Genomic DNA, 8,898 nt, shown 5'->3' with positions numbered 1-8,898 from the left:
TCGACGCGGATGCTGGCCACCCGCCGGTACAGGGGGCTGCGCTCGGCCAGCAGCGCGCGGTACTTGGCGGCGCGGTCCGGTCCGGCAAGCAGCGGCCGCACGGTGTTGCCGCCGGTACGCCGGACCCCTTCGGTGGCGTTGATCTCCAGGTAGACGACCGCGTGGCCGGCCAGCGCCTCGCGGACGCCGGGGCTGGTGACCGCGCCGCCGCCCAGCGACAGCACCCCGTCGTGGTCGGCCAGCGCGGCGCGGACGACCTCTTCCTCGATGCGGCGGAACTCCTGCTCGCCGTCGGCGGCGAAGATGTCGGCGATGCTGCGGCCGGTGCGTTGCTCGATGGCCGCATCGGTGTCGAGGAACCCCACCCCGAGCGCCTTGGCCAGCCGGCGGCCGATGGTCGACTTGCCCGAACCCGGCAGCCCGACGAGCACCGCCCGGGGTGCCATCAGGCGGTACCCCGCGCGGCCGGCGCCTCGCGGTCGGCGACCGCGCGCTGATACGCCTCGACGTTGCGTCGGGTCTCGGCCAGCGAGTCGCCGCCGAACTTCTCCAGCGCCGCGCGGGCCAACACCAGCGCCACCATGGCCTCGACGACCACGCCGGCGGCCGGCACCGCGCACACGTCCGAGCGCTGGTGGATGGCGACGGCCTCGTCGCCGGTGGCCATGTCGACGGTGGCCAGCGCGCGGGGCACGGTGGAAATCGGCTTCATCGCGGCCCGCACCCGCAGCGGCTGGCCGTTGGTCATGCCGCCTTCCAGCCCGCCGGCCCGGTTGGTGGAGCGGACCACGCCGTCGGGGCCGGGGTACATCTCGTCGTGGGCGCGGCTGCCGCGACGCCGCGCCGTCTCGAAGCCGTCGCCGACCTCCACGCCCTTGATGGCCTGGATGCCCATGACGGCGGCGGCGAGCTGGCTGTCCAGGCGGCTGTCGCCGCTGGTGAAGGAGCCGACCCCGACCGGCAGGCCCACGGCCACCACCTCGACGACGCCGCCGAGCGTGTCGCCGTCCTTCTTGGCCGCCTCGATCTCGGCGATCATCGCCTTCTCCGCCCGCTCGTCGTAGGCCCGCACCGGGCTGCCGTCGATGGCGGGCAGGTCCTCGGGCCGCGGCGGCGGCCCGTCATAGGGCGCCGACGGGCCGATCGAGATGACGTGGGACAGCACCTCGACGCCCAGCGCCTGCCGCAGGAACGACCGGGCGACGGTGCCCGCCGCGACGCGGGCGGCGGTCTCGCGGGCGCTGGCCCGTTCCAGCACCGGCCGGGCGTCGTCGAAACCGAACTTGAGCATGCCGGCGTAGTCGGCGTGGCCCGGCCGCGGCCGGGTCAGCGGCGCGTTGCGGGCGCTGTCCGCCAGCGCCGCGGGATCGACGGGGTCGGCCGCCATCACGGTCTCCCACTTGGGCCATTCGGTGTTGCCGATCTCGATGGCGATCGGGCCGCCCAGCGTGACGCCGTGGCGCACCCCCGAGAGCAGGGTGACGGCGTCGCGTTCGAACGCCATCCGCGCCCCGCGCCCGTACCCGAGCCGGCGACGGGCCAACTGGTCGGCGATGTCGGTGGACGTCACCTCGACGCCGGCGACCATGCCTTCGAGCAGGGCCACCAGCGCACGGCCGTGCGACTCCCCGGCGGTAATCCAGCGCAACACGGGATACATCCTCCCATGTCGGCCGCCGAAAGCCGATTCGCGCAGGCCGGGCCGCGACCGCCGGTCACGGCAGGGCGGCGGGCGTCAGGTGCGCGAGCCGCCGCCCAGGGATGGCGTCCACCAGCGCGCGGGTGTGCTCCGAGGACGGCGCGGCGAACACCGCTTCGGTCTCGCCGCACTCCACCACGCGCCCGGCCCGCAACACCACCACCCGGTGGGCCACCCGCCGGACCACCGACAGGTCGTGCGAGATGAACAGGTAGGTCAGGCCGAGTCGCCGCTGCAGCTGCGAGAGCAGCGCGACGATCTGTTCCTGGGTCACCACGTCCAGCGCGGACAGCGGCTCGTCGAGCAGCACGATCTGCGGTCGCACCACCAGCGCGCGGGCGATCGCGACGCGCTGGCACTCCCCGCCGGAGAGCTCGGCCGGCCGGCGGTCGAGCTTGTCGGAGCCCAGGCCGACGTCCGCGAGGGCCTCGGCGATGCGCTGCGCGCGGTGCCGCCCGTCGCGCACCCCGCAGGACCGCAGCGGGGTGTCCAGGATCTGGCGCACCGTCCAGCGGGGATCGAGCGCCGAATCGGGGTTCTGGTAGACGAATTGGACGTCGCGCCAGTGCGCGCGCCGCCCCCGGGGTGACAGCGCGGCGACGTCGCGGCCGAGCACCCGGACCGTCCCGCGGCTGGGCTTGAGCAGGCCGATGATCATCTTCGCGGTGGTGGACTTGCCGGATCCCGACTCCCCTACCAGCGCAAGCGTCTCGCCGCGCCGCACGGTGAAGCTGAGGTCCTCGACGGCGGTGTGCCGGCCCCGCGCCGCGGCCCGGAAGTCGCGGGCGACCTGGGTGAGCTCGATGACGCCCTCGCCGCCGGGCGGCGGGCCGGCGGGCGCGCCGCCGCCCAGGCGCCGGACCAGCCGCGCGGCGTAGTTGGTGCGCGGCGCCGCGACGAGCGCGTCGGCCCCGGCGTCCTCCACCACGGCGCCGTCGCGCATCACGACGATGCGCGACGCGTGGTCGGTCGCGACGCCGATGTCGTGGGTGATGAACACCACGGTGGTGCCGTGCTCGGCGACCAACCGGTCGAACACGCGCAGGACGTGGCGCTGGACGGTCACGTCGAGGGCCGACGTCGGCTCGTCGGCGACCAGCAGCCCGGGGTTGAGCCCGAACGCCATGGCGATGAGCACCCGCTGGCGCATGCCACCCGACAGCTCACCCGGGTACTGCGTGAGCCGCTGTTCGGGGCGGTCGATCTCGACCTGCTCCAGCAGTTCGACGCAGCGCCGCCGGGCCTCGGCCCGGCCCAGCCGGCGGTGCCGCAGCGTGAAGACCTCGGCGAGCTGGGATCCGATGGTGCGCACGGGGTTCAGCGACGCGCCGGGGTCCTGCGGCACCAGCCCGACCGCGCTGCCGCGCAGGCCGCACCATTGCCGCTCGGTCAGGCCCAGCAGGCTGCGCCCGCCCACGGCCAGCGCCGCCGCGGTGACCGTCGCGGCGGGCGGCAGCAGCCCCATCACGGTGTTGGCCAGCGTCGTTTTCCCCGATCCGGATTCGCCGACGACGGCGACGAATTCCCCGGCGGCCACCGCCAGGTCGACGCGGTTCAGCGCCACCTTGGGGACCGCGCCGGGGTAGGTCACGGTCAGGCCCGACACGTTGAGCAGTGGCTGCGGCATCAGCAGGGTGTCCGATCAGATCCGGTGGGCGGCCAGCACGCGCCGGCTGACGGTGCCGAGGGAAAGGATGACGAGCAGGATGACGGCGCCGGGCAGGGTGGTGAGCCACCACGCGGTCGCCAGGTAGCGGCGGCCCTCCGCGACCAGCAGGCCCCACTCCGGGGTCGGCGGCGGGGCGCTGTAACCCAGGTAGCCCAACGCCGAGATGAGCAGGATCGCGCTGCTGAGGTCGATGACGGCCAGCGTGACCACGGCGCCCACCGCGTTGGGGATGACGTGGCGCCGGATCACCGACCACCGCGTCTCCCCCGACAGGAACGCGGCCTCGACGTAGTCCAGCGCCCGCACCCGCAGCACCTCGGCGCGGAACACGCGGGCGAAGATCGCGATGGACCCGATGCCCACGCCGATGCCGACCGACCACGGGCCGGGCCCGTAGGCGGTGACGATCCACACCGAGATCAGGAAGCCGGGCAGTGCCAGCAGCACGTCGGACAGACGCATGCCGACGGCGTCGGCGACGGGACCCGCGACGCCGGCCAGCACGCCGATGACGCTGCCGACGAGCAGACCCACGGCCACCGCCAGGCCGGCGGTGGCCACGGTGTGCGACGTGCCGTAGATGACGCGGGTCAGCACGTCGCGGCCGAGATGGTCGGTGCCGAACCAGTGCGCTGGGCTCGGCGGGCGGAATTTGTCGACCGGCCTGCCCTTCAGCGGGTCCCGGCCGGTGAAGATCCCGGGAGCGACCGCCCACGCGCCGACCAGCACCAGCAGCGCCGCGGACAGCCGCACCGGCCAGGGTGTGGCGCCCGGCAACCCGCGCCTGACCGCCCAGGGCGCGCTCATCCGAAGCTGCCCAGCCGGGTGGTGAAGCCGCGGCGCTGCGACTTGGTGACGCGGGGGTCGAGAATCGGGTAGACGAGGTCGACCAGCAGATTCGCCGCCACGATGACCACCGTGGTCAGCAGCACCAGCCCCTGGATCAGCGAGATGTCCTGATTCGACACCGCCTGCAGCAACACCGAGCCCAGCCCGGCGCGGGAGAACACGGTTTCGGTGACCACCGACCCGCCCAGCAGCGCGCCGACGGTCGTCGCCGTCACCGTCAACGCCGGGCCCGCCGCGTTTTTCAGCACATGCCGGCGCAGCACCCACCCGGGCGTGCCGCCCTTGGCCCGCGCGGTTCTGACGTGCGGCAGCGCCAGCGTCGCTGCCACGTTCTTCAACAGCACCTGCGCGATGGGCGCCGAGATCGGGACGGCCAGCACCAGCGCCGGGACCAACAGGGCGGCCACCGAACCGTCCGGGAACAACGACATCAGCCCGAGCTGGACCGAAAAGACCTCCAGCACAACGAGTCCCAGCCAGAACGTGGGGACGGCCCCGAACAGCGGGGGCAGGGCCCGCACGACCGAACGCACCGGGCCCCCGGTGGTGGCCAGCACCATGATGGCCCCGGCGAACAGCAGCGCGAGCGCGGTGGCCGTCGCGGCCAGCTGCAGGGTCTGGCCGATCACCCCGCCGATGCGGTCCGTGACGGCTTGCCCGCTGGACAGGGAGAAGCCGAAATGCCCATGCAGCAACTGATTCAGTTGCGAGACGTACTGCACCCACAGCGGCCGGTCGTAGCCGTAGAACGCCTTGACCTGGGTGACGATGTCGGGGTTGAAATAGCCCTCGCCCTTGGCCACGAAGATCGTGGCCGGATCGGTCGGCAGGACGCTGACGCCGAGGAACACCACCGTGAAGGCCAGCAGCAGCACCAGCGCCGATTGGCCGACCCGGGCGAGAACGTAGCGCAGCATCAGGCCTTCCAGGCGCTTTGCAGCAGCGGCTCGGTGTAGCGGGTGAAGTCCAGATGCACGTTGGGGGCGGCGGCGTGCACCTGCACCTCGTCCCACAGCACCAGGGCCAGCTGCTCGTCGATGATGGTGCGCTGTTCGCGCGCGACGACGTCCTTGAGGCGGGCCGGGTCGGTTTCCTTGAGCTCCTCGTCGGCGAGCGCCATCAGGTGGTCGTTCTTGGCGAAGGTGAGGTTGCTCTTCGGGCGGCCGAACAGCAGCCCCAGCCCGACGTTGTACTGGATGCGGGTGCCGAACAGCGGCGTCGACGGCCCGGTGGCCGACGCGTTGAAGAACGTCATGTCGCCGGCCCGGTTCTGCAACGCGACACCCAGCTCGCGCCACTCGGATTCGATGAATTCGAACGCCGGCCGGAACACCACGCTCTGGTTGGACGCCGCGAGCGTGAGATTGAGCTTGTGGCCGTCTTTTTCGCGTATTCCGTCGCCGCCGAGCTTCCAGCCGGCCTCGTCGAGCAGGCGGGCCGCCTTCTGCGGCTGGTAGCCGATGTCGGCGCTGACGTCGGTGAACAGCGGATCGTCGTGTCCCAGCACGGAATCGCTGGCCCGGTAGCTGTCGGAGAGCACGGTGTCCACCACGGCCTGCCGGTCGATGCCGAGTTGCAGGGCGCGGCGCACGCGTACGTCGGTGACCACCTGGTTGTTGATCCGCATGCCCACCAGGTTGGCGGTCTCGGCGGGCGCGGCAACCGAAATGACCTGCAGCCCGCCTTCTTTGAGCGCGGGCTCGTCGGTGGGCTGGATGCCGCGCGCCACGTCGACCTGGTGGGACTGGACCGCGCCCGCGCGCAGGCCCGGCTCGGTGATCACCCGGAATACCACGGTGTCGAGGTAGGCGGCGCCGTGGTTGGGCCACGACTCGGGCGGCCACGCGTAATCCGGGCGCTTCTTGAGCACGACCTGCTGGTCCGGGACCTGTGACTGGTAGACGAAAGGCCCGGAGCCGACGACGTTTTCGACCTTCGACTGATGCGCGTAGTCGAGCGCCAGCGTTGCCGGGGAGCGGATCCCCGAGCGGCTGTAGGACAGCACCTTGTAGAAGTTGGTGTTGGGCCGGTTGAGGAACACGGTGACGACGTTGCCGGTGACCTCGCTGCGGTCGTAGCCGACGAAGTCGGCGAAGGCGGGCATCTTCTTGGCCGGGTCGCCCTTGCCGAGTTGGTCGAAGTTGGCCTTGATCACCTCGGCCGTCACCGGGGTGTGGTCGCTGAACGACACGCCGTCGCGGATGGTGAAGGTGTACCGGGTGGCGTCGGGGTTGCGGGTGAACTGCCGGGCCAGCCAGCCGTGCACCGCATCGGTTTTCGGGTCGACGTACACCACCCGGTCGAGCAGCTGGAACATCAGGTTGTTGGCGCTGTAGTTGGCCGCCATGGTGTCGGTGACGAACGACACGTCGGAGTAGGTGAGGGTGCCGCCGCGCACCGGCGCGCCGGTGGGCCCGCCGCTCGGGGCGTGCCGGTGTCCCGCGCATCCGGTGAGCAGCGCGAACACCAGGGCGGAAAGCGCCACCGCGCGCGTGCAGAGCCTCACGATCGGATCAGAAGAAGCTGCTGTCCGGCAGGGCCGCGCCGTTCACGGCGATGTCGCCGAGCACGCGGGCCTTGTAGACGGTCGGGTTGTGCGAGAACAGGGTTCGCAGGTTGCGCCAGTGCCGGTCCAGCAGCGCCGACGCTTGCACGGCGGAGGCCCCGCCGGCGTCGAACACCCGCGACGCCGCCCGCAGCGCGGGTTCCTGGATCGCGACCTTGACCCGCGCGGCGGCGATCGACGCCGCGGCTTCCAGCTCGGGATCGATCCCGGTGTGGCGGGCGGCCTCCAGTGCGGGGGCGACCTCGGCGGCCGCGGCGCGCACCAGCGCCTGCGCGGCGTAGGCCACCGCGTCGATTTCGCCGACGATCTGCAGCAGCTGCGGGTCGGCGGTGGGGTCGTCGACGGTGGCGAAGGTGTAGGTGCGGCGCCGCCCGCGCACCAGGGCCGCCGCGTCGGCCGCCAGGGAGCGCAGGATGCCGGCGGCGACGGCGTGCAGGTACAGCTGCACCAGCGCGCCGCGGGCCCGGTTCACCCCGATCGTCGCCCCGAGGGGGAACACCTCGTCCGCTTCGACCGCGACGTCGTGGAAAACCGTGGTGCCGCTGCCGGTTTGCCGTTGACCGATGCCGTCCCAGTCGTCGAGGTGTTCGACGCCGGACCGGTCCACGGGGATCACCACCGCGGTCGGAACGCCGTCGTCGTCCTGCGCGGTGATGCGCAGGTAGTCGGAGAACTGGGCGCCGGTGCTGTAGAACTTCCTGCCGCGCAACCGCAACCCGTCGTCGGTGGCGACCAGCCGAGTGTCCCGGTTGTTGCCGCCGACCGACTTCTGACTCTGCTCGGCGTTCGCGCCGCCGATCAGGCCGCCTTCGGCCACCACCGCGATCCACCGGTCACTGCCCGCGCGCTGCGGTTTCAGCTGCAGCTCCTCGACCAGGGCGTAGTGGATGCGCAGGATGTGCGCCAGATCCGGGTCCGCCGCGGCCAGCGCGACGAGGTGGTCGAAGAATTCCGGCACCGTGTAGCCCGCGCCACCGAGTTCGCGCGGCAGCCGCACCGCGCCCAGCCGGTGATCGCGAACGAGTTTCAGGCCGCGCAACGGCGGCTCGGTGCCGCCGTCGGCCAGGCGCAGCCGGTAGTCCGCGGCGATTTCGGCGAGGACGTCCGGAGTTGAAACGTCGGTACCAGAGCCAACGGGCATGCGCGTCAAGACCTTCCACGTGGGGCCCGGTGTTTCCCGGACCAGCCCCACAAGCTAGGCGGCCGCCGGGCCCACCGGCAACGGTTTACACCGTCACAATTTTTAAGGCAGTGGCCCTGTGCCCAGCCGTTTTTCGGCGCCGCCCCCGCGCGACCGTTGCATCGCCGCAGCGCCCACGTAGCCTCGGGATTCGTGTCCTTAACCCTGGGGATCGAGGTCGCCGGCGACGGGATCGGCACCGGCCCGCGTGCGCACGGCATCGCCGCGCTGGCGCGCCGGCTGGAGGCCGCCGGCGTGCATTACTGGGTGGTGGGCGCCGACCGCGGCGAGCAGACCGGCGTCGCGCCCAGCCTCGACCCGTCGCTCGTCGCCACCGTGGCGGCCCGGCACACGGCCGAGCTGGGTCTGGTGGTCGCGGCGTCCACGCACCGCGACCACCCGTACAACTTGGCGCGCCGGCTGCTGTCCGTCGATCACGCCGCCCGCGGGCGGGTCGGCTGGTTCGCCCTCGACGCCGACCGTCGCATCGGGCTCAACGCCGCCGCCGACACCTGGACCGGTGCCACCCTGGCGCCGGCCCACACCACGGAGTCGATCGACGCCGTGCGGATCCTCTGGCGCACTTGGCCGTACGCGTCGCTGCGGGGTGACCGCGCGGCCGGCGTCTTCGCCGACATCACCCAGATCCGGCGCGCCGACACCGGCGGCGCCTACCGCATCACCGGGCCCCTGAACGTCCCCGGGTCGGTGCAGGGCGACTTGCCGGTATGGCGGCACCCCGGGCCGGGCGCCCGGGGAGCCGACCTCGTCGTCGTGGAGGACGGTGACCCGGTGCCGTCGGGCGCGGTCGTGCGGTTGCGCGAGGCCGACGACGCGACGCTGGCCCGGGTGGCCCGCACGCCGGGGGCGGTCGGTGCGCTGCTGCGGTCTGCTGTTCGCACGATCAATGTCGTTGGGGTGATACGGAGAAGCGA

Annotated in this window: 8 protein-coding genes; 1 reads left to right on the top strand and 7 read right to left on the bottom strand. The window is 72.5% G+C overall.

Annotated elements, in window-relative coordinates; translation table 11 throughout:
- The 7 genes from A5714_RS23445 to A5714_RS23415 form a co-directional block, all read right to left on the bottom strand.
- A partial coding sequence (locus A5714_RS23445; RefSeq protein ID WP_068071222.1) for a shikimate kinase occupies positions 1 to 446 on the bottom strand: 446 nt, incomplete at its 3' end.
- On the bottom strand, positions 446 to 1,651 hold the full coding sequence (gene aroC, locus A5714_RS23440; protein ID WP_068071228.1) for a chorismate synthase: 1,206 nt from the start codon (positions 1,649 to 1,651) through the stop codon (positions 446 to 448). The genes A5714_RS23445 and aroC, both read right to left, overlap by 1 nt.
- A gap of 64 nt (positions 1,652 to 1,715) precedes the next feature.
- A complete protein-coding gene (nikE, locus tag A5714_RS23435; protein WP_068289422.1) occupies positions 1,716 to 3,326 on the bottom strand; it encodes an ABC transporter ATP-binding protein in 1,611 nt (536 codons plus the stop codon).
- Between the two features lie 15 nt (positions 3,327 to 3,341).
- Positions 3,342 to 4,175, bottom strand: a complete 834-nt coding sequence (locus A5714_RS23430; protein WP_068289419.1) for an ABC transporter permease — start codon at positions 4,173 to 4,175, stop codon at positions 3,342 to 3,344.
- On the bottom strand, positions 4,172 to 5,134 hold the full coding sequence (locus A5714_RS23425; protein ID WP_068289416.1) for an ABC transporter permease: 963 nt from the start codon (positions 5,132 to 5,134) through the stop codon (positions 4,172 to 4,174). Before A5714_RS23425 ends, A5714_RS23430 begins: the two co-directional genes overlap by 4 nt.
- Positions 5,134 to 6,723 (bottom strand): ABC transporter substrate-binding protein, encoded by a 1,590-nt coding sequence (locus A5714_RS23420; protein ID WP_369829469.1) that lies wholly within the window; start codon positions 6,721 to 6,723, stop codon positions 5,134 to 5,136. Before A5714_RS23420 ends, A5714_RS23425 begins: the two co-directional genes overlap by 1 nt.
- A gap of 7 nt (positions 6,724 to 6,730) precedes the next feature.
- On the bottom strand, positions 6,731 to 7,924 hold the full coding sequence (locus A5714_RS23415) for an acyl-CoA dehydrogenase (protein WP_068075190.1): 1,194 nt from the start codon (positions 7,922 to 7,924) through the stop codon (positions 6,731 to 6,733).
- Between the two features lie 192 nt (positions 7,925 to 8,116).
- On the opposite strand from A5714_RS23415, the gene A5714_RS23410 reads away from it, so the two are divergent.
- On the top strand, positions 8,117 to 8,898 hold a 782-nt coding region (locus A5714_RS23410; protein WP_231975969.1), incomplete at its 3' end, for an LLM class flavin-dependent oxidoreductase.

The organism is Mycobacterium sp. E2462 (assembly GCF_001672685.1).
Lineage (GTDB): Bacteria > Actinomycetota > Actinomycetes > Mycobacteriales > Mycobacteriaceae > Mycobacterium.
The sequence above is the reverse complement of the archived record's forward strand: the minus strand, read 5'-3'. Positions and strand labels throughout refer to the sequence as shown.

Coding starts and splice junctions, on each gene's coding strand:
- nikE (WP_068289422.1), bottom strand. CDS start 3,326: ATGCCGCAGCCACTGCTCAACGTGTCGGGCCTGACCGTGACCTACCCC.
- A5714_RS23430 (WP_068289419.1), bottom strand. CDS start 4,175: ATGAGCGCGCCCTGGGCGGTCAGGCGCGGGTTGCCGGGCGCCACACCC.
- A5714_RS23425 (WP_068289416.1), bottom strand. CDS start 5,134: ATGCTGCGCTACGTTCTCGCCCGGGTCGGCCAATCGGCGCTGGTGCTG.
- A5714_RS23415 (WP_068075190.1), bottom strand. CDS start 7,924: ATGCCCGTTGGCTCTGGTACCGACGTTTCAACTCCGGACGTCCTCGCC.